This window comes from Mucilaginibacter sp. BGA-UO-ETr-C110, assembly GCF_059567985.1.
This window is the reverse complement of record NZ_JCAQPB010000002.1, coordinates 3,266,001-3,291,604: the sequence shown is the minus strand read 5'-3', so window position 1 is coordinate 3,291,604 and position 25,604 is coordinate 3,266,001. Positions and strand designations below refer to the sequence as shown.

General features: G+C 43.8%; 17 protein-coding genes. 13 read left to right on the top strand and 4 right to left on the bottom strand.

Annotated elements, in window-relative coordinates; translation table 11 throughout:
* Nucleotides 1-22: 22 nt before the first annotated feature.
* Nucleotides 23-760 carry a uroporphyrinogen-III C-methyltransferase gene (gene cobA / locus AC57BQ_RS14315; RefSeq protein ID WP_496406930.1) on the bottom strand — a complete coding sequence of 246 codons (738 nt, stop codon included), beginning with the start codon at nucleotides 758-760 and terminating at the stop codon, nucleotides 23-25.
* Nucleotides 761-1,028: 268 nt separating this feature from the next.
* Between cobA and nirB the strand changes: the two genes are divergently transcribed.
* On the top strand, nucleotides 1,029-3,518 hold the full coding sequence (gene nirB / locus AC57BQ_RS14310) for a nitrite reductase large subunit NirB (RefSeq protein WP_496406929.1): 2,490 nt from the start codon (nucleotides 1,029-1,031) through the stop codon (nucleotides 3,516-3,518).
* Between the two features lie 37 nt (nucleotides 3,519-3,555).
* On the top strand, nucleotides 3,556-3,912 hold the full coding sequence (nirD, locus tag AC57BQ_RS14305) for a nitrite reductase small subunit NirD (protein ID WP_496406928.1): 357 nt from the start codon (nucleotides 3,556-3,558) through the stop codon (nucleotides 3,910-3,912).
* Between the two features lie 73 nt (nucleotides 3,913-3,985).
* Here nirD and AC57BQ_RS14300 read toward each other — a convergent pair whose 3' ends face one another.
* Nucleotides 3,986-4,684, bottom strand: a complete 699-nt coding sequence (locus AC57BQ_RS14300; protein WP_496406927.1) for a Crp/Fnr family transcriptional regulator — start codon at nucleotides 4,682-4,684, stop codon at nucleotides 3,986-3,988.
* A gap of 502 nt (nucleotides 4,685-5,186) precedes the next feature.
* On the opposite strand from AC57BQ_RS14300, the gene AC57BQ_RS14295 reads away from it, so the two are divergent.
* The 8 genes from AC57BQ_RS14295 (at nucleotide 5,187) to AC57BQ_RS14260 (ending at nucleotide 18,523) form a co-directional block, all read left to right on the top strand.
* The gene (locus AC57BQ_RS14295; protein WP_496406926.1) at nucleotides 5,187-6,728 is read left to right on the top strand and encodes an alginate export family protein; all 1,542 of its coding nucleotides are present in this window, start codon (nucleotides 5,187-5,189) and stop codon (nucleotides 6,726-6,728) included.
* A 24-nt stretch (nucleotides 6,729-6,752) separates the two neighbouring features.
* Nucleotides 6,753-8,048, top strand: coding sequence for an MFS transporter (locus tag AC57BQ_RS14290; RefSeq protein WP_496406925.1), 1,296 nt, complete (start codon nucleotides 6,753-6,755; stop codon nucleotides 8,046-8,048).
* Nucleotides 8,049-8,053: 5 nt separating this feature from the next.
* Nucleotides 8,054-11,590: a molybdopterin-dependent oxidoreductase gene (locus AC57BQ_RS14285; RefSeq protein ID WP_496406924.1), complete on the top strand. Its 3,537-nt coding sequence runs from the start codon at nucleotides 8,054-8,056 to the stop codon at nucleotides 11,588-11,590.
* 7 nt (nucleotides 11,591-11,597) lie between these two features.
* A complete protein-coding gene (locus AC57BQ_RS14280) occupies nucleotides 11,598-13,061 on the top strand; it encodes a rubredoxin (protein WP_496406923.1) in 1,464 nt (487 codons plus the stop codon).
* Nucleotides 13,062-13,178: 117 nt separating this feature from the next.
* A complete protein-coding gene (locus AC57BQ_RS14275; RefSeq protein ID WP_076372516.1) occupies nucleotides 13,179-13,352 on the top strand; it encodes a BF3379 family histone-like protein in 174 nt (57 codons plus the stop codon).
* 443 nt (nucleotides 13,353-13,795) lie between these two features.
* Nucleotides 13,796-14,656, top strand: coding sequence for a M57 family metalloprotease (locus AC57BQ_RS14270; protein WP_496406922.1), 861 nt, complete (start codon nucleotides 13,796-13,798; stop codon nucleotides 14,654-14,656).
* Nucleotides 14,657-14,784: 128 nt separating this feature from the next.
* On the top strand, nucleotides 14,785-15,624 hold the full coding sequence (locus AC57BQ_RS14265) for a M57 family metalloprotease (protein WP_496406921.1): 840 nt from the start codon (nucleotides 14,785-14,787) through the stop codon (nucleotides 15,622-15,624).
* A gap of 160 nt (nucleotides 15,625-15,784) precedes the next feature.
* Nucleotides 15,785-18,523, top strand: coding sequence for a S8 family peptidase (locus AC57BQ_RS14260; RefSeq protein ID WP_496406920.1), 2,739 nt, complete (start codon nucleotides 15,785-15,787; stop codon nucleotides 18,521-18,523).
* Nucleotides 18,524-19,472: 949 nt separating this feature from the next.
* Here AC57BQ_RS14260 and AC57BQ_RS14255 read toward each other — a convergent pair.
* Entirely contained in the window at nucleotides 19,473-20,765 is a 1,293-nt protein-coding gene (locus AC57BQ_RS14255) for an esterase-like activity of phytase family protein (RefSeq protein ID WP_496406919.1), read from the bottom strand.
* 903 nt (nucleotides 20,766-21,668) lie between these two features.
* Here AC57BQ_RS14255 and AC57BQ_RS14250 point away from each other — a divergent pair.
* Nucleotides 21,669-22,409, top strand: a complete 741-nt coding sequence (locus AC57BQ_RS14250; protein WP_496406918.1) for an SGNH/GDSL hydrolase family protein — start codon at nucleotides 21,669-21,671, stop codon at nucleotides 22,407-22,409.
* Here AC57BQ_RS14250 and AC57BQ_RS14245 read toward each other — a convergent pair whose 3' ends face one another.
* Entirely contained in the window at nucleotides 22,410-23,342 is a 933-nt protein-coding gene (locus tag AC57BQ_RS14245) for an AraC family transcriptional regulator (protein WP_496406917.1), read from the bottom strand.
* 35 nt (nucleotides 23,343-23,377) lie between these two features.
* On the opposite strand from AC57BQ_RS14245, the gene AC57BQ_RS14240 reads away from it, so the two are divergent.
* Together AC57BQ_RS14240 and AC57BQ_RS14235 are read left to right on the top strand one after the other, a co-directional pair.
* A complete protein-coding gene (locus AC57BQ_RS14240; protein ID WP_496406916.1) occupies nucleotides 23,378-24,319 on the top strand; it encodes an NADP-dependent oxidoreductase in 942 nt (313 codons plus the stop codon).
* A gap of 25 nt (nucleotides 24,320-24,344) precedes the next feature.
* Nucleotides 24,345-25,424 carry an L-dopachrome tautomerase-related protein gene (locus AC57BQ_RS14235; protein ID WP_496406915.1) on the top strand — a complete coding sequence of 360 codons (1,080 nt, stop codon included), beginning with the start codon at nucleotides 24,345-24,347 and terminating at the stop codon, nucleotides 25,422-25,424.
* Nucleotides 25,425-25,604: the final 180 nt, after the last annotated feature.

Sequence of the window (25,604 nt, the reverse complement as noted above, 5' to 3'; positions counted from 1 at the left end):
AGCTTTATCTTTATTATAGTAATTATAAATGTTCAATACTTAGACCCGCAACCTCGCCTATAATAATAATGGCCGGGTGGGTTAGCTGGTGCGAATCTGTCATTTCGCGCAGGTCCTTAACCAGCCCTCTAGCTACTTTTTGCTGTGGCAGTGAGGCATGCTGTATAATGGCGGCAGGTGTATCACCCCTTCCTTCGGATATATAAGTTTCGGCAATGGCATCTACTTGTTTCATGCCCATATAAATGGCTACAGTAGCATTGCTTTGCATGGCCAGTTTCAGATCGGCAGATAATGATCCGTCTTTTTTAGTGCCTGTAATGATCCATACCCCTTCGCTCATGGCCCTGTGGGTTAATGGTATATCTAAAAATCCAGAAGCTTGTATGCTGGTGATTCCGGGAATGTAATGGGTTTTGATTCCCTGTTCCCGGGCGTATACGATCTCTTCAAAACCACGACCAAATATAAAAGGGTCGCCACCCTTTAGTCTTACAACGCTTCCTTTAGTAAAAGCGTAATGTTTTATCATCTCATGGATGGTTTCCTGCGGAGTATAACTACCGTAAGGGTGTTTGCCTACATATATTTTTTCACATTCGGGTTTGGCTATATCTAATAGTGCTTTGTTAGCCAGGTTGTCATATAATATAACATCGGCCTGCTGTAAAATCTTATATCCCTTCACGGTGATCAGTTCCGGATCTCCGGGGCCTGCACCCAGTACAAATAATTCAGGAATTGGAGTATTTTGTTTCATATTTTCAATTAGAAATTGAATTGTCACCAATAATACTCAATTTAAGTCACTAAGAAATGATAATTATCATAAAAAAGTGTAAAAAATTAAGTTATTAACTGTTAAATTATTATAAATATCATAAAAATCATCAAAAATTTAATTTTTATTGATTGTAAAAATTGAAATACTGATTTAATTAGTTAATATTGTTATCGTAATGCTTTAAGGTCGCAACTATAATGCATTATAAATACAGTTTTTGCTTTAACATTTAAAAAATAAAGGTATGTTTCAACCAACCATCGTAGTTGTTGGCAATGGAATGGTAGGTTATAAGTTTTGTGAAAAACTATTAGCCAAATCATCACATTTCAATATCATTGTTTTTGGCGAAGAGGCCCGCATTGCTTATGACAGGGTTCACCTCAGCGAATATTTCAACGGTAAATCAGCAGATGACCTATCGCTATCTTCATCTGCATGGTATGTTAATAATGGCATAAAGTTACATCTTAATGATCCTGTTCAGGAAATAAACCGCGCCGAAAAAACAGTTCATTCTCTAAAGGGCTTCACAGTAAAATATGATTACCTGGTGCTGGCTACTGGTTCATCGGCTTTTGTGCCCGATATTCCTGGTGTCGAGAAAGAGGGTGTGTTTGTTTACCGTACCATTGATGATCTCGATCTGATCAAAAACTACGCTGTGAATGCCCGGGTGGGTGCAGTAATGGGCGGGGGATTGTTAGGGCTCGAAGCGGCAAAAGCTTTGATAGATCTGGGTATTGAAGAAACGCATGTGGTTGAGTTTGCTCCCCGTTTGATGCCCCGGCAAATAGATTCGGCAGGTAGCGGCATGTTGTTATCTAAATTAAAAAGTCTGGGCTTAAATATTCATCTTAATAAAAATACGGCAGCTTTTGTTGGTGATCATAAAATTGAAGCGCTAAAGTTTAATGATGATACCAGTTTACCCATCGATATGATGGTGATATCTGCAGGCATCCGACCGCGTGATGAGCTGGCTAAGCTGGCCGGATTGCATACTGGTACGCGTGGCGGTATTATGGTTAATGAAAAAATGCAAACCAGCGATGAGTATATTTTTGCTATAGGCGAGTGCGCTCTTTATGAAGGTATGATATATGGCCTTGTTGCTCCTGGTTATGAAATGGCCGATGTAGTGGCTAATTATTTATCCGGTAACGAAAAGGGATTTTATGGTTACGACATGAGTACTAAGCTCAAGTTGATCGGTGTTGATGTCGCCAGTTTTGGTGATGCGTTTATTACTGAGCCCGATTGCCGTACTATTGTATTTGAAGATACGCACAAGGGGGTATATAAACGTATTAATATCAGTAATGACGGTAAGTATCTGTTAGGCGGTATTTTAATTGGCGATGCCGATGCTTATAATATGCTGCTGCAAACTGTTAATAATAAAATTGCCCTGCCGCCCAATCCGGAGGATCTGATATTGGGCTCCAGGGGTGCTGAAGCGAACGAAGGTGCGGGTGTAATGAGTTTGCCCGATGATGCGCTGATCTGCTCTTGTGAGGCAGTAAGTAAGTCGACTATTTGTGGGGTTGTTAATGATGGGGCCTGTAGTGTTGAAGATATCAAGAAATGTACTAAAGCAGGCACGGGTTGTGGCGGTTGTGTGCCATTGGTGAAAGACCTGATAGCTGGTACTATGAAGGCGAATGGTCAGTATGTTAAAAATGTAATATGTGAGCATTTTGAATACTCCCGCCAGGAATTGTTTGATCTGGTTAAAATAAACAAGGTTAAAAATTACGATCTGGTATTGGATCATTTTGGTAAAGGTGATGGTTGTGAGGTTTGTAAGCCGGTAGTGGCCAGTGTCCTGTCGAGCCTTTGGAATGATGTGATCGTAAAGCAGGATACCATTCAGGATAGTAATGACCGGTATCTGGCCAATATACAAAAGGGTGGTACTTACTCTGTTGTGCCGCGTATTCCAGGCGGTGAGATCACTCCTGATAAATTGATCGTGATAGGTCAGGTGGCTAAAAAATATGGTCTTTATACCAAAATAACAGGTGGGCAGCGTATTGATATGTTCGGCGCACATGTGAATGATCTACCCGAGATCTGGGAAGAATTGATAGATGCCGGTTTTGAGAGCGGGCATGCCTATGGTAAAGCGCTGCGAACGGTTAAAAGTTGTGTGGGTAGTACCTGGTGTCGGTTCGGATTGCACGATAGCGTATCCTTCGCTATTGAAATTGAGGAGCGGTATAAAGGTATCCGCGCGCCGCATAAAATAAAAGGTGGGGTGAGTGGCTGTATTCGTGAATGTGCCGAAGCGCAATCAAAAGATTTTGGCATTATCGCTACCGAAAAAGGCTGGAATCTGTACGTGTGCGGCAATGGAGGATCAAAACCACAGCATGCGCAATTACTGGCTACCGATGTGGATAACGAAACTTGCATTAAATATATTGATAGGTTCCTGATGTTTTACATTAAAACTGCCGATCCGCTTACCCGTACCGCAACCTGGCTTAATAAAATGGATGGTGGTATGAGTTACCTGAAAAATGTAGTGATCAACGATAGTTTGGGCATTGCCGAAAAGCTGGACGAGGAAATGCAACAGCTGGTGGATACCTATCATTGCGAATGGAAGGAAGTGGTAGAAAATCCCGCTCTGCGTAAGCGCTTTGCTCATTTTGTGAATGCTCCTGAGGAGAAAGATCCTTCGGTGAAATTTGAAGCCATGCGCGAGCAGGTGAAAGCAAAGTGGTAAAACTTATAACTGTAAACAGATTAAAAGAAAACACAACATGGAAACTACAACGACGATAGATATTGAATGGGTTTTAGCTTGTTACACAGATGATGTTCCGGAAAACGGAGGTGCCTGCGTAAAACATGGCGATGAGCAAATAGCGTTATATAATTTTTCACGGCGCGGAGAGTGGTATGCCACGCAAAATCTTTGTCCGCATAAGCAGCAGATGGTGCTTTCGCGTGGCATGATCGGCAGTACCGGGGATGATTGTAACCCGAAGGTTGCCTGTCCTTTTCATAAAAAATCTTTCTCGCTTTTAACCGGTGAGTGCTTAACGGGTGAAGAGTATCAGATTAAAACCTATCCCGTAAAGGTAGAGGACGGGAAGGTTTATATCGGTATGGCTTGATTTGGGAATTCGGATGTTCGATTTGGGATTTATTGATTTTTTATTTCGGATGCTCAAGTCTGGTTTTAGGATTTTAGAGAAAAACGATGTCCTGCGCCAGTTTTAAAAGCTCATCGCGATTAAGGAGGCGGATGCTTTTGCCCGATAGATCGATTAGCTTTTCATTCACAAGTTCGTTCATCATCCGGAATACGGTTTCGTAGGTAGCTCCGGCGTATGATGCCAGGTCCTGCCGGCTCAGGTCAATATTAATAAAGCCATCCGGGGTTGTGCCAAACTGGTTTTGTAAAGATATTAATGCCTCTGCAACACGCCCCTTTACGGGCATATGCGCCAGGTTGCGCATTTTTCGTTCAGATTGTTTCAATTCTTCTGTCAGGAACATGAGTAATTGGTAAGTGAAACCGGAGTTTACTTTTAAGGTTGCTTCAAAAAAAGCTATATCTACATAACAAACAACCGTTGGTTGTAGCGCTGCCGCTGATATGGGATAAAAGCCCCCCTTGCCTAAACCTCGATGGCCAAAAAGAGAGCCTTCCCGGGCAAAGCGTACGATTAGTTCTTTATCCTTATCCCATTTTTTATAAACTTTTATACAGCCGGAATTAACAAAGTAGATCCCCGTTACCGGATCGCCCTCTTTAAAAATAACTTCACCCTTTTTTACTTTGTAGGTTGTTTTATGTGCCGCAATTGCTGGCTTCCACTCGTCTAAGCTGTTTTTGCACAAAAAACAGCTCTCTACGTCACAAATATTTTGACTTTTTTTCATTTATGCCTATTTTATTCTATACAAATAACAGTATTTGCAATACTAATTAATAATTACCATAAATCATGTGTATTAATAACATGATAAATGTCACAATTTGTAACATTTTTATAAAATTTAGGAAAATTAAATCAAAAAATCAATAATTAATTTGATGCTAATTAAATTGTGGTCAATTAAAATTGATTAAAGATGAATTTTTTATTACGAAAATGTTATTTACATCGTTTTTAAGTGATGTGAAATTAATGATTTGATAAAAAAATGAATTTTTATGATTTAAATCATAAAAATTATAAAATAACATTGCATAAATTGATATATAACATCAATTTGGATATATTTATGACAATAAAAAGCTTAAAAAGAAAGGAATAAAAAATTAAATGCCTATGGATATAAACATTTAAATACAAAACATAAAAAAGCCCTGCCGGGAGGTCGCATTCCCAGACAGGGTTAAACAGTTTTCATTGCTTTAACAAATAAAAAACTATCTCAAATGTACAAAAATGTATTAAACCAATACACTATTCCTGCTATTGCATTTATTATTGTTTGCTTCTCTTCTTTAAATGCAAATGCACAGCTATCGTTCGCAGGGCAATTACGTACCCGGGGCGAATTCAGGGATGGATACGGTACTCTGCAAACCACCGGATACAAAGATGCAGCGTTTGTTTCCCAGCGAACGCGTTTAACGCTTGATTATAAATCGAGCAAACTTATTTTTCACACCTCGGTTCAGGATGTCAGGCTATGGGGCCAGGATGCATCTACCATAACCGCTACCGATGGTAATAAATTAAGTCTGCATGAAGCCTGGGCCGAAATTATTTTATCCAACAAAAAAGATACTTCCTTTAAAATTTCTCCTGTTGATTATTTTGCTATCAAAGCCGGTCGGCAGGAGCTGGTTTATGACGATGAACGCCTGCTGGGTAACCTGGATTGGACACAACAAGGGCGGCGCCATGATGCCATTGTGTTAAAATTACTGCAAAACGGCTGGCAGCTTGACCTCGGCGCGGCATTTAATCAAAATTCCGACGCTATTAATTATAATGGTACCTTTTATACTCCCGCAAATATTCCCGCCACAGTAAAAGACAGTAAAGGCAATCTTGTAAATACCCCCGCAAACCTGATCCCACTTGTCAACAGTGCTGGATTGAGCGCTAAAAATGGCAGCCCCGCTTATTTAAACTCTCCCGGCAGTAATGCGGCAACCCAAAACTATAAAGCCCTGGAGTACTTATATGTGGCCAAAAAGTTCAGTAAAACCAAAATATCAGGCTTGTTCCTGGCCGATCAGTTTAGTAAATATATACTGGATTCGGTTAAAAATACTTCGGGTGCCGATGTTGGTTATGTGTATGGTAAACGTTTTAACCAAACAGGCGTAAATACCCGTTATACCACCGGGCTGTTAATCAATCCGGCCTTTGGCGATAAAAATCAGCTGGCATTAACCGGTGGGTTTTACTACCAGGGAGGTCATGACCGTGATGGATTGGAATTAAGTGCATATACTATTACAGCTTCGGTGACCTATAAACCCAATGTGTTAAGCTATACGGCTGGTTGGGACTATCTGTCCGGCAATGATGCATTTTCTACGTCAAAAACCAATCATCGCTTTGATCCCCTGTATGGCACACCGCATAAGTTTTGGGGATACATGGATTATTTTTATGCGGTAAGCGGTTCGCCAACAGGTGGTTTGAGTAATCCGTATTTAAAAATAAAGTATACCTCATCAAACAACAGGTTTACAACCGAGCTGGCCAACCACTATTTTATGCTGGCTAAAGACCAGAAAGACATTAACGGCAACGCGGTTAGTAAATATCTCGGTACCGAGTTTGACCTCACCACCGGCTATAAGCTCAATAAGTTTACAGGGATCGACCTTGGCTTTTCCTACATGGCGGCTACCCGCAGTATGGAGTATGCCAAAAATATCACACCAGGTACCGCTAATTTAAAACCGGTATGGGCCTACCTGCAGCTTAACATTAAACCCGAATTTTTAAATAAATAACCCCTGCTTTTAAAATTCAGAATTATGGAAAATCAACTTACCAAACTCAATATATTTTCACTCAAAGGCGTGCAGATGCGCACGTTCCACATTACCTGGCTCATGTTTTTTGTGTGCTTTTTCGGCTGGTTTGGCCTGGCTCCGCTGATGCCCACCATTCGTACCGAATTGCATTTAACCAAAGGTCAGGTGGGTAATATCATTATCGCCTCGGTGTCGGCTACAATCATAGCACGCCTTATTATAGGAAAACTTTGCGATACCTGGGGGCCACGTAAAACCGCCATCAGGCTGTTGCTGGTGGGTTCGCTGCCTGTATTTTTTGTGGGCCTGGCACATGATTATACAACCTTTTTATTGTTCAGGCTGGCTATCGGTATCATCGGCGCTTCGTTTGTGATCACGCAGTTTCATACCTCTATGATGTTTGCGCCGCAGTTAAAAGGTACAGCAAACGCGGTAACCGGCGGCTGGGGCAACCTGGGTGGCGGTGTAACCAATATGGTGATGCCTTTAATATTTGCAGCCATAGTAGGTTTTGGCTATACCAAGGCCGAAGCCTGGCGTTATGCCATGATCGTGCCGGGTGTCATGATGCTGGTTATCGCTTACCTATATTATAAATATACCAAGGATACCCCTAACGGTAATTATGATGAAGTTGGTTACACACAAGGCAAATCATCCAAAACCGACTGGAGTGTACTGGCCGACTGGCGTATTTGGGCCCTGACCATGGCCTACGCTATGTGTTTTGGTATGGAAATCACTTTTGATAATGTGGCCTCACTTCATTTTGTCGATTCGTTCCATCTGTCGCAAAGCCAGGCTGGTTTTTGGGCGGGCATATTCGGATTTATGAACCTGTTTGCCCGTGCACTGGGCGGCATTGTATCAGATAAGGTTGGCCGCAAGTTTGGTATGCGTGGCAAGGGCTTGCTATTGGCTGGTGTGTTATTGTTTGAAGGTTTTGGGCTGATATTATTCGCACAATCAGGCACCTTGCTGGCGGCTATCGTTTCCATGTTATCATTCGCGCTTTTCCTAAAAATGGCTAATGGCGCTACTTATGGTATTGTGCCATTTGTAAGTACTAAAAATGTGGGTTTAGTGAGTGGCATAGTAGGGGCCGGCGGTAATTTCGGCGGGATGCTGTTCGGCTTCCTGTTCAAATCCAACTCTATTACTTATGTACAGGCATTTACCTATATCGGCTACACGGTTATTGCAGTGGCTTTAGTTGTTTTTGTTACCCGTTTTTATAAACAAACAGTTCCCAGTACAGAAACTGACCCGGTAATAGCGGGCAGTATCGCATAAACATAATGAGCGTAAAGGCATCATCATCAAAAAACAGGTTAACCGCCAATGCCGTAACCTCTACCTGCTGTTATTGCGGGGTGGGTTGTGGCGTTGTGCTGAATAAAGAAAAAAACGGCAGCGTTACGCTACAGGGCGATAAGGATCACCCGGTAAATAAAGGGATGCTATGCAGTAAAGGCATGAACCTGCACTATACCGTGAATGATAAAAGCGACCGCCTGCTTTACCCGCAAATGCGCTACAATAAAAGTATGCCCATGCAGCAGGTAAGCTGGGACGAAGCGCTTGATCGTACCGCGGCCGTTTTTAAAACTTTCATCGATAAATATGGCCCCGATTCTGTGGCGTTTTACGCTTCGGGCCAGTGTTTAACTGAAGAGTACTATGTGGTTAACAAACTGATGAAGGGTTTTATCGGCAGCAATAACCTGGATACCAATTCGCGTTTGTGCATGAGTAGTGCGGTGGCTGCCTATAAAATTGCTTTGGGTGAGGATAGCGTTCCGCTTTGTTATGATGATATTGAACTGGCCGATTGCTTTTACATTATGGGCGGCAACCCGGCCTGGTGCCACCCTATATTATGGCGCAGGGTAGAAGCTCACAAGGCAGCCAATCCGGATACAAAAATCATTGTGGTTGATCCGCGTGCTACCGATACCTGCGCCATTGCCGATCTGCATTTACAGATCAACCCGGGTACCGATATAACGCTCAATCATGCTATTGGTCGCCTGTTGATCGAAAATGGTGACATCGACATTAACTTTATAAATAACCATGCCGAAGGCTTTGAGCAATATAGTGCCATCGTTTTTGAAAAGACGCTGACCGAAGCAGCAAATATTTGCGGACTGAGCGAAAGCAATATCCGCCTGGCTGCAAAATATATTGGTGAGGCCAAAGGTTTTATTACCATGTGGACGATGGGGCTTAACCAGAGCGCCATAGGGGTAAATAAAAACCTGAGCCTGATTAATCTGAATCTCATCACCGGGCATATTGGTAAACCCGGCTCCGGCCCCTTATCATTAACGGGGCAGCCTAATGCTATGGGTGGCAGGGAAGTTGGTGGATTGTCCAACATGCTCCCGGCCCATCGCAACCTGGGTAATCCGCTGCATCGGGAAGAGGTACAGAAATTCTGGGGTGGTACTATCATTCAACCCAAACCGGGCTTAACAGCTACCGAGATGTTTGAAGCTTTGAACGATGGGCGCTTAAAAGCCATCTGGATCATGTGTACCAATCCGCTTACCAGTCTGCCCAACGTTCGCCTGGCCGAAGAAGCTTTAAAGAAGGCGAAGTTTGTGGTGGTGCAGGAGATCAGCAACAAACCCGAAACTTTGGCTTATGCCGATGTGATACTGCCGGCCGCTGCCTGGGCCGAAAAGGAGGGTACCATGACCAACTCCGAGCGGCGGATCAGTTATTTAAACAAACTGATTGAGCCTCCCGGTGAGGCCTTGCCCGATGCCGAGATCATTTGCCGCTTTGCCCGCAAAATGGGCTATAAGGGGTTTGATTTTGAAAACCCGGCGGCCATTTATGCAGAGCATGTAAAGCTCACCGCCAAAACTAATATTGATATTAGCGGATTGAGCTATGCCGTTTTGAAAGAGCAAAAAACGGTGCAATGGCCCTATAAAAAGAAAAGCCCTGCCAAAGGCACGCCACGTTTATTTACCGATCATATTTTTTATACCCCGTCAACAAAAGCGGTAATCAGTCCGGTTGCAGATACTTTAACCAGTGAAGCACCGGACGATGATTACCCATTCATCCTCACCACAGGCCGCATCCGCGATCAATGGCATACCATGAGCAAAACGGGTAAGGTAAACAAACTGAATCAGCATTATAAACAGGCTTTTTTAGAGATCCATCCCGATGATGCGGCAGTTTTAAAACTCAATGAGGGTGATATTATCGTTATCACATCGCGAAGGGGTGAGGTGCAGGTGCAGGCTAAGCTAAGCACGCAGATAAAACAAGGTGTGGTGTTTTTGCCGATGCACTGGGGCAAAATTTTAAATAATGACCTGAACCGGGCCAATAATGTGACCAGCGACCGGGTTGATCCCATATCTAAAGAGCCCGATTTTAAATATTGCGCTGTAAATCTTAAAAAGTATAAAAAACCATTTCAGCGTATTGTGGTGGTAGGGGCAGGTGCGGGAGCCTACGGTTTTGTAAAATCGTACCGGGAGCTGAATCCCGATGATGAGATCACGATATTTAGTAAAGAGAACCATCCTTTTTATAATCGAGTTATGCTGCCCGATTATATCAGCGGCGAACAATCCTGGGAGCAGCTGGTAAAAATGAAAGACTCGGAAGAGCCTGCCTATAAGATCAAAATGCTGCGGGGGGTAAGTATTGAAAAAGTTGACCGTGTGAACAAACAGGTCACCGATTCGCGGGGTGTTAAAACTTCGTATGATGTATTACTGCTGGCTACCGGTAGCCGGGCATCGGTACCCAAAAATGTGCCGTCGTTGCCCGGCATATTCACCATGCGCAACCGTAACGATGCTGATGGCTTTATCAAACATGTGCCTCAGGGTGGTCATGTGGTTATTGTAGGCGGTGGCTTGCTGGGTTTGGAAATGGCGGCATCGCTGCGTGAAATTGGCATGCGCATCACTATTGTGCAGCGGGTGTCGCGCTTTTTGAACCGGCAACTGGATGTATTGGGCAGCCAGCTGTTGGCCGAGGAAATGGCCGACCAGGGCTGCGATATATATTATGACGACGAGGTGCAGCTGTTTTACGGCAGATCAAAATTAACCGGGGTGGGCTTAAAAAGTGGTAACAAAATAGACTGCGATGCCATGATCCTGGCTATAGGAACCACGCCCAACCTGGAAATAGCTAAAGACTGCGGTCTGGAATGTAAACGTGGTGTAATTGTGAATGAACGCATGCAAACCAGCGATCCTGATATATATGCCATTGGTGAGATCGCGGAGTTTGAAGGTACCATGTACGGCATCACCGCCGCTGCAGAGCAACAGGCCGAAGTGATGGCTAAATATATGAACGGCGATATTGCCAGTTATTATAAAGGCACGTTGTTCATGAACATTATCAAAATTCATGGCTTTGATCTGTGCAGTATCGGTCTGTCTGAATGCCCGGATAATCAGCATTATGAGGAGATCGTATTTATTGACAAGGCCAAACGCTATTATAAAAAATGTATCATTCATGAAGACAGGCTAGTGGGTACCATCCTGATAGGCGATAAAAGCGAGTTTCAGGAATTCAGGGAGCTGATAGCTAATAAAACCGAACTAAGCGAAAAACGCATCCAGCTGTTACGCAGCGGCAACAAAGCCGAACCTGTATTGGGTAAGCTGGTGTGCAGTTGCAATAATGTAGGCAGCGAAAACATCCAGAACAAAATAGCATCAGGCTGTAATAACCTGAAAGACCTGTGCGCGACTACGGGCGCGGGTACCGGTTGCGGATCATGCCGTCCCGAAGTGAAACGGTTATTAGAAGAAATGCTTAAAGGCGAGGTATTGGTAAAATAAAATTGCTATGGACAAAAAAGAAACCTGTTGTATCAAAGTAAACCTGCCCGGTGGCGTAATATCCGCGGGCGATCTGTATGAGTTATTGCTCATCGCCGAAAATGCCGGGGCGCAGGCTATCCGTATCGGAAACCGGCAGCAGTTATTTTTTTGCATCGATGCCGGTCAACTGGAAGATCTGGAAATGGATATGTTGCGGGCCGAGGTTAGCTATGAAATAAATGAGGATGAATTTCCAAATATCATCAGCTCCTATGTTACCGATGCCATTTTCAATACAGAAAGTTGGATAAAGGAGGGCGTTTATAAAGACATATTCGACCTGTTTAATTTTAAGTCCAGACTAAAGATCAACCTGGTTGACCAAAATCAAACCTTTGTGCCCTTTTTTAGCGGGAATTTCAATTTCATCACCTCGCCTGTAAGTAATTACTGGTATTTGTATATCCGCTTTCCTAAAACAACCGATATTTATTGCTGGCCCTCCCTGGTTTATTCGGATGATATCCCTGCGCTGAGCCAGATAGCCGAAAAGGTGATCATGGATCATCAAGCCCTATTCTATGACCGGCAAAAGATCAATCATCAAAAATTCCATGCGCTTATCATGGCTCAAAAAGACTTTGTAGATCAGCCCATCACCGAACCTTTAAAATTGCCCGATTTTCAGCTTCCCTATTATGAGGGTTTTAACCGGTATGTAAATAATAAATACTGGCTGGGCATTTACCGGCGCAATGAGTTGTTCGCTATTGATTTCATGAAGGATATTTGCACCATCTGCCTTAAAAACCGTATTGGCCAGGTATATACCACGCCCTGGAAATCTTTACTGATCAAAGGTATCAGTGAAACTAATCGTAAAGACTGGGGTATCATCCTCAATAAATACCGGATCAACGTACGCCATGCATCCAACGAACTAAACTGGCAACTGGAAAACCTGAACAGCGAAAGCCTGGAGCTTAAGCAGCAATTGGTTCGCGAATTTGAAGCACATGACCTGCGTACCTACCGGCTTTGCTTCGCCATAAAAATGCAGCCCAAAACGGGTTTGCCGGGTTCTGTCATCATCAAAAAACGCGCGCCGGGTGTTTTTGATATTTTGCACACCCGTGATTTTAACCCAAATACAAAGGATGATATCATTTACAAAGAAAAAGTGCCCGTAGCTGACCTTGGACAATGTTTAATAGAGCTGTGCAATTACTTTTATGGTATTTTAATTGATGATAGTATTGTGCTGTCTGTTGCTGAAACCGAAGCTGAAGAAAAAGCCGGTAAAGAAGCCTCACCCGTTTATCAGTGCAAAAGCTGTTTCAGTATATATGATCAAACCTATGGCGACGCCATGAATGGTATTGCTCCCGGAGTAGATTTTGAATTGCTGGCCGATTATTCATGCCCGGTTTGCGAATCGTCAAAGGAAAGTTTTATACGCATCGAAAGCAGGACAATCAGCACTATATAGAAAAATAAAGGTTTATTAGTTACTGTTAGGATATATACTATTACAGAGATTGCATTAGGACATAAATTATTAAGCTAAAATATTAAATTCGCGCCTTTATTTAAGCAATAATATACTATGGAAAAGTTCAAAGCATTACAGGATTTAGTAGCCGCTACAGAAAAAGAAGCAGCAGCATTTTATGAAAAAGGAAACAAGGCTGCCGGAACACGGTTAAGAAACGCCATGCAACAATTGAAAGTTGTGGCTACCGATATCCGCAAAGAAGTAACCGAAAAGAAAAACGCATAATTAGAAATTAAATCTATTTTGGGTAGAAAGCCTGATCTCCGGATCGGGCTTTTTTTGTTTGAGAAGTACCCATGTTCGAAAACTTAAAATAGATAAATCCGGGCATGTTTCAGGCTTTATCCATTTTTATTTTACCCGTATTTTACCCGGTTGCCCGGTAGGTGTTTACACCGATTGAGTCATGGGGTGTATTTTCTGCAAAAACTGTCTTTAGGTAATTTAAACACCTTATAACGCTAATTTTTACTAGTTATTATACGGGTTTGTTTTTTTACTATTTTTTAATTTTAAAGACAATAATGGTTGTTATGTTTATTAAATATAAAATTAATGTCGTTGTATTTTAATATATTTATAATCATAAACAACAAGCTGGCCAGCTGATTACAATGATTGTTTATAATTATTTTTTTTAACTATTAACAAAATTAGAGTACCGACAAATGAAAAAACAACTCTTATTCAAAATGGGGGTATGCATTTTATGTGCATCTTCATTACTAACCGCTTGTACCAAAAACAATCAAGGGGCCGACAAAAAAGCAGATCAAACTTCACAAATTTCAGCCGATGCTTCTAAAAAGATCGCTGCGCTGGGTTTCAGTACCGACAATGTGCGTAAAATGGGCAACAATTACCTGGTAGAAGACGATATTTTGCTTACCCCGGAAAATTTAAATGATGCTGCTATTGCCGGCCCTATTGTTAGAATTGCCGAAACAGAACAGTACCAGACACACAACCTGGTGAAAAATTTACCAAGAACTATTACTGTTTCAGTTTCAAACCTGCCAACTGTTTACGCAACAGCAACGGCAGCAGCCGTGGCCCGCTATAACGCGTTAAACCTTACGCTTCAATTCCAGGTGGTTAGCAGTGGTGGTAATATTGTGATTACCGGCTTTAACCAAGGGCCAAGCGGTGGTTACATCACTTTAGGATATTCAGGTTTCCCAAGCTCAACAGGTAATCCTTACAATGCTATCGGGATGAATACCAATTCACAAGCATACGGAACTAACCCGAATGTAGGTTATCTTACTTCTGTTATCCAGCACGAAATGGGTCATTGTATCGGCATGCGTCATACCGATTACTTTAACCGTTCTTTCAGCTGCGGTGGTACAGCAGTAAATGAAGGCAACACTTATAGCAGCAGCGATCCCCAAAACTATCCGGGAGCTGTTCTTATTCCGGGTACACCTTCTGCCGCTGATGCCGCTTCATGGATGTTAGCCTGCTCAAATGGTACCGACCGTACCTTTAATGCGAATGATAAAATAGCACTGAACTATCTGTACTAAAACTATATCGTATTGCTCCTTATTGATCAATGAAGTAATTATTACTGATAATAGCGGGAGGCTTTAGTTCTCCTGCATATTATTTGTTTATTAACTAAACTATTTAACAAAATTAGAGTACCGACAACATGAAAAAACAACTCTTGCTAAAAATGGGATTATGCATTGTATGTGCATCTGCCTTACTATCTGCTTGTACTAAAAACAATCAAGGCGCCGACAAAAAGGTCGATCAAACTCCACAAATCTCTGCGGATGTTAGCAGTAAGATCACTGCCCTGGGTTTCAGCACCGATAACATGCGTAAGATAGGTGATAATTACCTGGTAGAAGGTGATATCTTGTTAACCCCGGCTAATCTTTCTGAAACCAGCACCAGTCCAACACTGAGAATTGCTGAAGTTGAGCAATACCGGACAACTAACCTGGTTAAAAATCTTCCAAGAACAATTACCGTATCGGTTTCAAATTTGCCAACAGTTTACGCTACAGCTGCAGCTCAAGCCGTAGCTCGTTACAACGCGTTAAACTTGACGCTTAAATTTCAGATCGTAAGTAGTGGCGGTGCTATTCAGCTCATTGGTTTTAACGAAGGCCCAAGTGGTGGTTTTATTACCTTAGGTTCTTCTGGTTTCCCAACTTCATCAGGCAATCCTTACAGCCAGATCCAGATGAACACTAATCCTGCCGCTTACGGAACTAATCCTGATCTGGGATACCTTACTTCTGTTATTCAGCACGAAATGGGTCACTGTATAGGTATGCGCCATACCGATTATTTTAATCGTAACCTAAGCTGCGGAACAGGCGGCGGCGGTAATGAAGGTTCTTCTGGTGTTGGAGCAATTCACATTCCGGGTACACCAACCAAAACATTTGATGCCGGCTCATGGATGTTAGCCTGCTCAAGTGGTACCGACCGTACCTTTAACGCGAATGATAAAATAGCGTTGAACTATTTGTACTAAAAAACCTTATCGTATTGCTTCTTATTGATCAATCAAGTAGTTTTACAAATAAAGGGGAGTGTAACTCCCCTTTATTTTTTTAATATGCAGTATGGTTAAAAAATTACTCTGTTTTATACTGGGATTTTTATGTTTTAAATGCTCCTGGGCGCAAAAACCAATGAGCGACAAAACCATTGGCGAACTTTACAAAGCAGCACCCGCTGCCCGGCCATTACAGGGAAACAACACGGTTAAATATTACCTGGTTAAATTTAAAGAACCGGATAAGGCCGACGTTAAAAAACTTCGCCCGGTAAAACGGGTATCTTATAATTTTTATGTGGTAGCTACCACTGCCGATATAGCAACCGATGCCAATATACAGGAGGCTACACCCGCGAATTCCTTATGGAAAGCCACTGATAATTTATTGCAGCTTTTGCAAAAACACCCTTCCGCTAATCAATCGGTCGATCTGTCGGTTACCTCTCACAGCGATTCGGTGATCAGCGATATTAAAAAATACGGTGAAATAACCGCTCAAACCGCCAACACAGTCACCCTCAATATTTCATTGCAGCGCCTTACCGATCTGTTGCAGCAATCCTATGTTACTTTTGTCAATGTTACCCGGAAAGCCCATGCCGAACTGGTGATCAATGATATTGACCTGGGTATTAACCAAATCTCGGCCATTGCCGATAATTTTCCAGGCATAGATGGCAGCGGCATCAACGTGGCTATTAAGGAAGAACGCTATGACGATGACATCGACTTGTTGGGCCGTTCATTCAGCTCGTTCCCGGCGGCGGCTATTACCTCGGGGCATGCCACCACTATGGCCACTTTGATAGGGGGTAATGGCAATTCCTTTATCAGGGGATTGGGCTCCGCACCTAAAGTGAGGTTTACCTCATCAGATTTTGCCCGTTTGCTGCCCGATAGTACCGCGCTTTTTAAAGCTTTTGATATTGGCGTTGAAAACCACTCCTACGGTACCGGCGTCGAAAATTATTACGGGGTTGAGGCGGTAGCTTATGATCAGCAGGTGATGCAGAATGATTCCATCATCCATGTGTTCTCCTCGGGTAATATCGGTACTACCGCGCCCACAACAGGCTTATATAACGGCATCCCGAATGTGGCCAACCTTTCGGGAACTTTTAAACAGGCCAAAAATGTACTGGTTATTGGCGGTTCCGATCAAACCGGTGTGCCGGCAGATCTGAGTTCGGCCGGGCCGGCTTATGATGGCCGGGTGAAACCGGAGCTGGTATCCAACGGCGAAGATGGTACATCCGGAGCCGCGGCCCTGGTTTCGGGAACGGTGGCCCTGTTACAGCAGGCCTACAAAAAGCAATTTGCTCAGCTGCCTTCGGCTGCGCTCATCAAAAGCGTGCTCATCAATTCGGCAGATGATATTGGTTTGCCCAATGTAGATCATAAAACTGGTTACGGACAACTAAACGCCCTGGAAGCTTTACGTACACTTACCGATAACCGGTTTAAAAAAGGAGCTGTAAGCAACCAGCAACAAACCGACTATACCATCAATGTTCCGGCGGGCAGCAGCCTGTTTAAAGTGTCACTGGCATGGAATGATCCACCGGCGGTGTTGAATGCCCCCACAGCGCTTATAAACGATCTTGACCTGTCTGTTACCACCCCCGATGGTCAAACTCTGCTGCCATGGAGCTTAAGCACTTATCCATCTACAGATTCTTTAACAAAACCAGCAGTACGCCGCAGGGATATCCTGAATAATACAGAACAGGTCAGTCTGCAAAATCCCGCTGCCGGTAATTACATCATTCATGTAAAAGGAAACAGAGTAAGTTCCGGCGCGCAAACTTTTTATATAGCGCATGGGGCCACAGCGGTTAATCGTTTTGAATGGACCTATCCCTCGGGGCATAATGAGCTTTTTGCGGCCGGTGAAAACTACCTGCGCTGGCAAAGTTCGTTCAGCGCCACAACCGGCCAGCTGAGCGTAAGTTACGATCATGGTAGCACCTGGAAAGCCATCAGCAACGTTACCCTGAAAAATAGGTATTACGATTGGACGGCCCCCGACATTTTTACCACCGCCGTGCTTAAAATGGACATTGGCAGCCAGTCGTTCATCAGCAAGGAGTTTGTGCTTTCTCAACCTATCAATTTGGAGGTTGGCTATAACTGTACCGATGGCACCCTGCTGCACTGGAAAGCCCAAGCCGGCAGTAAAGGTTATGTTATTTATACCATTAAAGATAATTTGCTGCAAAAGTTAACTACTGTTACCGATACCACCATTATTATATCCGCTCAGCAACAAAGCTCATCTTACTTTGCGGTAAGCGCGCAGGGCGATGGTTTTGAAGGATTAAAAAGTTTGACCATTGATGCTAACAACCAGGGGGTAGGTTGTTATGTTAAAACCCTGCTGGCCAATGTGGTGAATAATACCATTGTGCTCGATCTGCAGATTGGTAGCGTGGTCAACCTTAAATCCATTACCTGGCAAAAACAAACCGGCGCAAATGCTTACGCCAACCTGGGTACAACTACGGTAGGCTCAGCTTTAGGGTATCAGTTTACAGATGCCAACCCAAAAAAAGGTATTCAGTATTACCGGGTAGAATTGCTGACTAACGACGGCAAGGTAACTTATTCCGATCTGGCTAATGCCACGTTTTTACAAGCCAGTCAGTTTACCCTTTATCCTAACCCGGTAAGCACGCAGCTCAATATCCTGAGCGGCGATATTAACAATACCTACGATTTTAAGCTATATGATGCCGTTGGACATATAAGCCTGGAGCGGAGCATTACCCAGTTGCAAAACACATTTCAATTAAACCTCAATCCCGGGATATACATTTATGTGATCATGCTCAAAGGGAAGATCATTACGCGGGGCAAGTTGATAAAGGTTTAGTGAAGCTTATCACCCTTCATGCAGTCGCTCGGCTCCAGCCGAGTGACGATTATCTACAGGCCTCCGGCCTGCGATTCAAAGATGAATCGCTTTTACAGCGGCCGGAGGCCGGGTAATAGTGGTCACTCGGCTGGAGCCGAGCGACTGCTTGAGTAGCCATTCTTGTTTTTTCAGTTCCCTCCCCACGGGAGGGGTTTATTCATGCGGCATAAACCGGTATGATGTATAAACCCCTTCCTTCCCCTTCCCGAGGGAAGGAATCGCACGTGGCCCGGGCTTTTAATGGTTGCGATAGTCAGGGCGAAAGGTCCCTTTATCAAACAAAAAAGCACTACCCTATTAAAGGTAATGCTTGTTTTTGCGGCCGGTCAGGACCATTTAACTAAGCATATCACCAACAATATACTTAATCTTGTTTGCACTTTCTCAAGGTGCTTTTCATAGGTGTTATTCTTAATAAACTCCCCTAAAGAAGTTTGATATATTCGTAAACAATGAAATGAATGATCTAAGGTGTGGTATCAATCCCCAACTGGGACGTAAACCATCAGTTATGACATTCACCAATTGATAGTTTGGGCGTTGCACTAAAATGGCCAAAAGCAGGATAAAAAAAATAAGTACTTTACCAGTTAACCCTAATTTCATTATCAGCAGTTTTAGTAAAACGCATTGATACAAATGTAAGTAGAGTTAAAGGCCTCCGCAATCCGTGAAAACACCGTATTTTCAAAAAGAAAATTACCGGTGTTTTAGCTTGTTATTTGAAGTAAATTCTCTGTATTTCAGGGCTTAAGCTGATGTAAGGGATGTGATAATCCATAAAGAAGATAAACAAAAACAAAAGCCATCCCGAATTTCGGGATGGCTTTTTTATGAACGCAGATTTCTATCTTGATTCCTGGTTCTTATCTCTTGCCTCTTTTATCTTGACTCTAACCTCTTGCTTCTAAAGTTTGATCTTAACAAAATAAATGCTGTTATGGTCAACAGTATTGGTAGCTGGCAGTATCTTGGCCGCGAAACCGCCTTTGCCGTTGTCCAATACACCAAAATCATCATCGTTGGAGATGGCCAGGATATTGCCTGGTAACAGGGCCAAACCTTCGGCCTTATCATGCGGATAAACGGTTGGCAGGTCTTTTAACAGGTCGAGCACCAGGGTTTTGGACACCGGGGTAATCCCAGCGCCTTGTAGGCCAGCCTGGTTGTTCAACTCTTCTACGGTTTGGCCTCCATATAACTTGCCATTAGCACCGTTTGCCTCATCGGAAATGTCGGTAGCGCCGGCAATGCTGATCTTGAATACTTTTTTAAAGGTAGCCGGGTTGGTTGGCGCGCCGCCATAAAGACCATCACGCTCAATGGTTAAAAATGTGGTGGCGTTAACAGCTACAATATCACTTACACCGGTAAGGGAAATGTTGTCCATTACATAAGCGTACTGTTTGGTAGCGCCTGAAGCGATATCAAAAGTTAAGATACGGAGTATGGTTGAAGCGGCACCCGCTGCTTTGGTTGGATTAAGCATAGGCGATTGCATCATGCCCACCAGCGTTTTGCCATCGGGCGTAATGGTCAAGCCTTCCATGCCGCGATTGGGTTTTCGCTTGGCAAATACCAATGGTATTTTACGCCCGCCGGTTCCTGTTCCGAAGGGGTTGATACGCTCAATAGTGCGGCCAGAGGCATCAAAGTGTACAATATGAGGGCCATACTCATCGCTGATCCAAAAGCTGCCGTCAGATGCTAAAACCATGCCTTCTGAATCGATACCATCTGCGTTTGGGGCAATCTGGTTGCCGCTAAGATCAAAAGCGATCTCGCCGGTAGCACCCTCGCCTGTAGGGTTGGGTAAACCGTTTAGAGGTTGTCCGGCAGCATTTTTAAGCTGGATGGCTTGCTCTAATACCAGCTTGCCGTCTTTCAGTCTGAATTTACCTATCTCAGGGGTAAAGTCGGCTTTGCCAAATATGATGGCGTTGGCAACTGAACCGGCGGCATTTGGTCCGCGGTCGGTAAGCAGGTAAAAAACATTAGCATCTTTAGAATCGGGGGCAATGGCCGAACCAAAGCCGCCGTTGTATACTTTTACGCCATCGGCGGTGGTCATCAAAACAGCAGGATCTGCTGCTTCGGCCATATCAGGATATTCAGGGGCTATATTTACCTTATGGTCTTTTTTACAGGCGCTTAGCGCTATAGCTGTAAAAGTAAAGAGGGTTAATAAAGTTTTTTTCATGGGTGGTAGGGTTTATAGAATAAGTTGCCACAAAGTAAACCCTGGCTTGTAAAGGAATTGTTAAGTTAAAAATAATTGATTGGGTAGTGGTTGAATGAGGTGTTGCAGAGGACTCATCTGACCATCGCTTCGCTGGAAATAAGGTGCGGCGATTTTTATCTCCACGCGTCATTGCGAGGCACGAAGCAATCCCCGATTTACAGGGTGAATAATGCCTATTGTAGAGCGCTCAATTGCCGCTAAGGCTGTTACTTTTGTCTTGATACAAAAGTAACCAAAAGATCAAGTCAGCAGAAATGCTTCTTTGCCGCACATGGCCTTTACCCTGCAAAGCAGACAGAACCACGGGCTGCAATTATTTTGCCCTACTTCGTTCGCACGTTTCCCTGCGCTTCAGCAAAAACTTGCTATGCCCCTGCAGCCACACAGGCCACCATTGTTCTGTCCGCTTTCGCCCGAAGCTGTTCTGCTGACGGGGAAAAATGTCCGACACGAAAAAATTCCCACCCTCTTTCCGCCGCAGGCGAAGAGAGGGTCGGCGAGCATAGCGATGCCGGGCTGAGTCGTCTACGTTTAGTAAATGTTTGCCACCAGATCTTCCCATAACTTTTCGTATATTTATATCAATCAGCAGCCCGGTCCTCTTTTTACCAGAGAACCGGGCTGTTTAGTTAACAGGAAAACAAGACAAAAATAGACTGTTTTTAATGTAGTTGTTTGATAATCAATAAATTAATACTTTTTAAAGTTTTAAAAACACGTTAAAACAGTGTTGGAATTTGTTAAAAAGTGTTAAAATGAGTGTTTTTTAGACGTTTTTCGCTCGTTTTTGCCCCACTTTTAGGCAGAAAAGTGTTAAAATACTACCTTTAAAAAGTTTTTATACCGATATCTATCTCCAAAATGAATACAAAATTTACCCTGTTATTATCCGCCGGATTACTGATCGCCTTTGCCGGTCGCGCCCAGCAAAACAGTACCGACACCGGGAAAAATAAAGCGGCTGTTGCCAAAGAAGATTTCCGGGATGATTGGGCCGCGCTCTCTCATTATGCCCGGGAGAATAAAGAGGTTGGCGATCCCAAACCGGGCGAAAACCGGGTGGTGTTTTTAGGGAGCTCTGTTTTTGAAAGATGGAAAACCACTGTACCTGAGTTTTTTAAGGGTAAGCCTTACCTGGACAGGGGTGTGAGCGGACAGATCTCGGGGCAACTGCTTATCCGTTTTCAACAGGATGTAATCGACCTGAAACCCAAAGCGGTGATCATACTGGCTGGCAGTAATGATATCGCGTCAAACTACGGCCATCTGACCAATGATTACATCATGAACAATATTCGCTCTATGACCGAGCTTGCTAAGCTGCATCATATCAGGGTGATACTGTGTGCTTACCTGCCTGTATTTGACTATCCCTGGCGTAAAGGCATTGAACCTGCCGGTAAGATCATGGCGCTCAATAAGCTCATCAAAGCCTACGCCGCCGAAAATAACCTGACCCTGCTGGATTATTTTACCCCCTTGGTTGATGAACGCAACGGCCAGAAGCCCGAACTCACTACCGACGGGGTACACCCTAACGCCGCAGGTTACCGGGTGATGGCTACAGTTACGGAGCAGGCTATAGCCAAAGCTTTAAAATAGTTATTGTAGCACAGGCTGATAAGCCGCGTTGTTCTGTTTACGGAACGTGGAAGGATTGATGCCCTTGTGCTTTTTGAACAGGCGGTTCAGGTGACTTTCGTCGGTAAAGCCCAACTCCCGCACGATCTCGTTAATGCGCATATCGCTGTGCTGCAGGCGGGTTTCTACCAGTTTAAGTTTGTAATTGGAGATGTATTGCTGCAGACTTTCGCCGGTATGTTTTTTGAAATAACGACCCAGGTATGCCTGCGCTATCCCAAAATGATCGCTGATGAGTTCGGTACGCAGCTTTTCGGACTCGTAGATGTTTTCCTGAATGTAGCGGATAATGTCCACAGCAGGCTCATTGCTCAACCCGGTGATCTGGCAAGAGCTGACAGGCATCATGGTCATGTTGCGGGCCACAATGGTCAATATGGTGTTCACCAACTGTTTGATCAATTCGGTATAATGGGCTTCTCGGTTTACCTGCTCGCGGATAATGCTTTCAACCAAGGTTTTTACCAGTGGCTTATCACCATTGTTGCACAACAAACAACCCGGCTGATGACTGGCATGCTGTAAAATAAACTCCATCTGCTGCAGCCAGTCGTTCTTGGCTTTGCGGTCCTGCTGCTGGTTGCGGATATAGATATCGTTAAAGCGGATAAAGAAAAAGCCGGTTGTGGTTTTGATCTCAAAGGAATGGCAATCCTGCGGGGTTATCAAAAATAAATGCCCCTGGTGATAATCAAAAGTATTCTTATTGATGCATTGCGTACCTGTGCCGCTTACAATATAGATCAGCTCAAAAAAACTGTGCTGATGCGCCTTTTGAGGGCTTTCATTAAGTTCTTTATAAACTATCTCAAACTCCTGGTGTAAGTTTTCCTGGTACATATACACAAATGTACAGCATTTGGTATTATTTGTACAAATGATGGTGTGTATCATCTGTATAATTTTGTACCATAAAATTAAAAAAGAACATGAAAGCGATAATATTAAAAGGATTTGAAGGTGCTGATGATTTACAGATAGCCGAAATACCTGTTCCTGAAATTGCAGATAACGAAGTATTGGTACAGGTAAAGGCCATCAGTGTAAACCCTGTCGATGTAAAAACAACTATAGGCAAGGGCATGTCGGGCCGTTTAAAAAATGAGGATCCGCTTATACTGGGTTGGGATATATCGGGTATTGTAACCAAAAAAGGTAGCGCGGTTACCGGCTTTGAAGTAGGCGACGCCGTATTTGGTATGGTGAATTTTCCAGGCCATGGCAGGGCCTATGCCGAATATGTAGCCGCTCCGGCCAATCACCTGGCGCTGAAACCGGCCAATATCAGTCACGAAGAAGCTGCCGCCGCAACCCTGGCCGCACTTACAGCTTTACAGGGCTTAACGCATAAGGCCAATGTACAGCCCGGTCAAAAAGTGTTGGTGCATGCAGCTGCTGGTGGTGTTGGGAATTATGTAGTACAGATAGCCAAACACCTGGGTGCTTATGTGATCGGCACTTCGTCTGCAGCCAATAAAGATTTTGTGCTGGGTTTAGGTGCCGATGAGCATATTGACTATAAGGTGGTACGTTTTGAGGAAGTATTGCACGATATCGACCTGGTGTTTGATGCCATCGGCGGCGATAATATCGACAGATCACTTGAGGTAACCAAAAAAGGTGGTACGGTGATCAGCATACCATCGGGCATCGGCGAAACCGTAACCGAAAAAGCAAAGGCCAGGGGAATCCATGGCTATTTTTTCCTGGTAGAATCAAACGGTGATGACATGAAACAAATAGCCCAATGGCTGGAACAGGGTATCATCAAATCTCATGTATCGCAGGTGTTCCCCTTTGACCATATGGCAGCAGCCCATCAGCAGATAGCCAGCGGCCGAACCAGGGGTAAAGTAGTGGTAACGGTTTAATGAGAGTATTTTTAGATCGATATAAATGAAAATATTAGTATTCATAACCGTGTTGTTTGGCGGCTCGGTTATGGCTCAAACCAAACCTCAACTAATACCCGTGGCCAGTTCATCCACACAAGTATGGAACGGTGTAACAACAACCAGCGATGGGAGGATATTTGTATGTTTCCCGCGTCTGGAGGGTGAAAAAGGGATAAGTATTGGCGAAGTATTTAAAAACGGCAGCATTATACCTTATCCTTCCAAAAGCTGGAATATTTGGACAAAAGGAGAGGTCACCACAAATAAATTTATCCGCACCAATTCGTTGAGAATAGGGCCTGATGGCAACCTTTGGGTGATGGACACCGGAGCGCCAAAGTTGGGAGAACAAGCCCTGCGGGGCGGTGCTAAAATTGTGGTGATCAGCGTAAAAAGTAACCGGGTTATCCGCACCATCCCGCTGGATGGGGTCATGAAACCCAATAGCTTTATGGATGATCTGCGTGTTTACGGCTCACATATTTACATTACCGATGCCGGTGAACCTGGCCTGGTGATATTAGATAAACAAAGCGGAAAGGGCAGGCGGGTGCTGGAAAACCATTGGTCTACCACCGATAGTAAAGCCCTGGTGGCTGAAGGAAAGATAATACACCTGCAAAATGGCCAGGAGCTAAGGGTAAATGCCGATCAGTTAGAAATATCGCCGAATGGCAAATACTTCTATTTTCAACCGGTCTCTGGTCCGCTGGCACGGGTGGAGATGACCTATCTCAACGACGCTAGTCTAAGCGCTACTCAACTGGCTGCTCACGTCACCAAATATTACACTTCGCCCACAACCGGTGGTACCGCGATGGATGCCGATGGCAATATCTATCTGTCGGATGTTGATCACCTGCGCATCATCAAAATAAAACCCTATGGTAAAAGTGAGCTTATTATAGAGGACAAAAGGCTGTTATGGGCCGATGCGCTTTGGATAGATGAAAAAGGCTTTTTGTGGATACCCGCAGGGCAGATAAACCGATTGGCCGCTTTTCAAAACGGCAAATCGCAGGTTAAATTCCCGGTTTATGTTTATAAGCTCCAGGTTCATGCCCGGCCTTTTAAAAGCTAACCTATACCTATTTCCCCAGCACTGGTAGTATCAGCCTGCTGGGGTATTGGGTATTATGGTAGTTTGAACCGTAAATTTACAACAATTATTAACCGACCGGAAACGAACAATATGATGTATCAAAATAGCACACGTTAAAATAAATTGTCATTTTAAAGTATTGATAATCAATTAAATATA

Coding starts and splice junctions, on each gene's coding strand:
- AC57BQ_RS14300 (WP_496406927.1), bottom strand. CDS start 4,684: ATGAAAAAAAGTCAAAATATTTGTGACGTAGAGAGCTGTTTTTTGTGC.
- AC57BQ_RS14235 (WP_496406915.1), top strand. CDS start 24,345: ATGAAAATATTAGTATTCATAACCGTGTTGTTTGGCGGCTCGGTTATG.
- nirD (WP_496406928.1), top strand. CDS start 3,556: ATGGAAACTACAACGACGATAGATATTGAATGGGTTTTAGCTTGTTAC.
- cobA (WP_496406930.1), bottom strand. CDS start 760: ATGAAACAAAATACTCCAATTCCTGAATTATTTGTACTGGGTGCAGGC.
- AC57BQ_RS14255 (WP_496406919.1), bottom strand. CDS start 20,765: ATGAAAAAAACTTTATTAACCCTCTTTACTTTTACAGCTATAGCGCTA.
- AC57BQ_RS14280 (WP_496406923.1), top strand. CDS start 11,598: ATGGACAAAAAAGAAACCTGTTGTATCAAAGTAAACCTGCCCGGTGGC.
- nirB (WP_496406929.1), top strand. CDS start 1,029: ATGTTTCAACCAACCATCGTAGTTGTTGGCAATGGAATGGTAGGTTAT.
- AC57BQ_RS14240 (WP_496406916.1), top strand. CDS start 23,378: ATGAAAGCGATAATATTAAAAGGATTTGAAGGTGCTGATGATTTACAG.
- AC57BQ_RS14265 (WP_496406921.1), top strand. CDS start 14,785: ATGAAAAAACAACTCTTGCTAAAAATGGGATTATGCATTGTATGTGCA.
- AC57BQ_RS14275 (WP_076372516.1), top strand. CDS start 13,179: ATGGAAAAGTTCAAAGCATTACAGGATTTAGTAGCCGCTACAGAAAAA.
- AC57BQ_RS14260 (WP_496406920.1), top strand. CDS start 15,785: ATGAGCGACAAAACCATTGGCGAACTTTACAAAGCAGCACCCGCTGCC.
- AC57BQ_RS14285 (WP_496406924.1), top strand. CDS start 8,054: ATGAGCGTAAAGGCATCATCATCAAAAAACAGGTTAACCGCCAATGCC.
- AC57BQ_RS14290 (WP_496406925.1), top strand. CDS start 6,753: ATGGAAAATCAACTTACCAAACTCAATATATTTTCACTCAAAGGCGTG.
- AC57BQ_RS14250 (WP_496406918.1), top strand. CDS start 21,669: ATGAATACAAAATTTACCCTGTTATTATCCGCCGGATTACTGATCGCC.
- AC57BQ_RS14295 (WP_496406926.1), top strand. CDS start 5,187: ATGTACAAAAATGTATTAAACCAATACACTATTCCTGCTATTGCATTT.
- AC57BQ_RS14245 (WP_496406917.1), bottom strand. CDS start 23,342: ATGATACACACCATCATTTGTACAAATAATACCAAATGCTGTACATTT.
- AC57BQ_RS14270 (WP_496406922.1), top strand. CDS start 13,796: ATGAAAAAACAACTCTTATTCAAAATGGGGGTATGCATTTTATGTGCA.